The following is a 582-nucleotide window of genomic DNA, read 5'->3' on the forward strand; positions in this document are numbered from 1 at the left end:
ACATGTCATACCCGGATTCAGATGTCCACCTTCCAGCCATTTAGAGATGTCCGGTTCTAAGGTTGGTTTTGCTGCGTTTCTTTCTTCGCTTTAACCGTTACGCAGAGTCGAAGGTCGGCGCCTGAACGGGCAGGGCGCTTGCGTTTGCTTCCTCAGTTTTTGCTGACCGACGGCCAGGTTTGTCTGCTGGCTTTGCGGTTTGCCGACGTTGCGCCAGATCGACGATCACATGCTCGACGTCGGCCTGCGTGATCTTGCGTTGCTTCTTCTTACCCGGCTCGGCCTCGTTTCTGTTGGTCCGCGTCGAGTCGCCACGATGCGTTCGAGACGGCGCTTTACCGATTCGGCTGTTATCGCGTTGCGCCTGAAGCGCTTGCGCGACCTGCAGCACATGGCTCAAACGCTTGTGCTCGACGACGGCACCTTGATCGATTTCAGCCAGGCGGTCATATTCTTTGTAGGGCAACGCTCGACCATCAGCACGAATCTCGATCCGCCCATCCGGGTACTCCCACACCTCGATCTGCCGGTCGATCAGCTTCCGGTTCTCCAGTGTGTCGTCCAGTAAGTACATCACCCGGT

The 582-nt window shown here is 57.0% G+C and carries 1 pseudogene; it reads right to left on the reverse strand.

The features are described from left to right. Positions 1-97: 97 nt before the first annotated feature. Positions 98-582: pseudogene (locus E9536_RS41160) on the reverse strand (ISNCY family transposase); the annotation flags it as partial.

It is taken from the genome of Burkholderia sp. LS-044, from assembly GCF_004803625.1.
Taxonomy (GTDB): domain Bacteria; phylum Pseudomonadota; class Gammaproteobacteria; order Burkholderiales; family Burkholderiaceae; genus Burkholderia; species Burkholderia cepacia.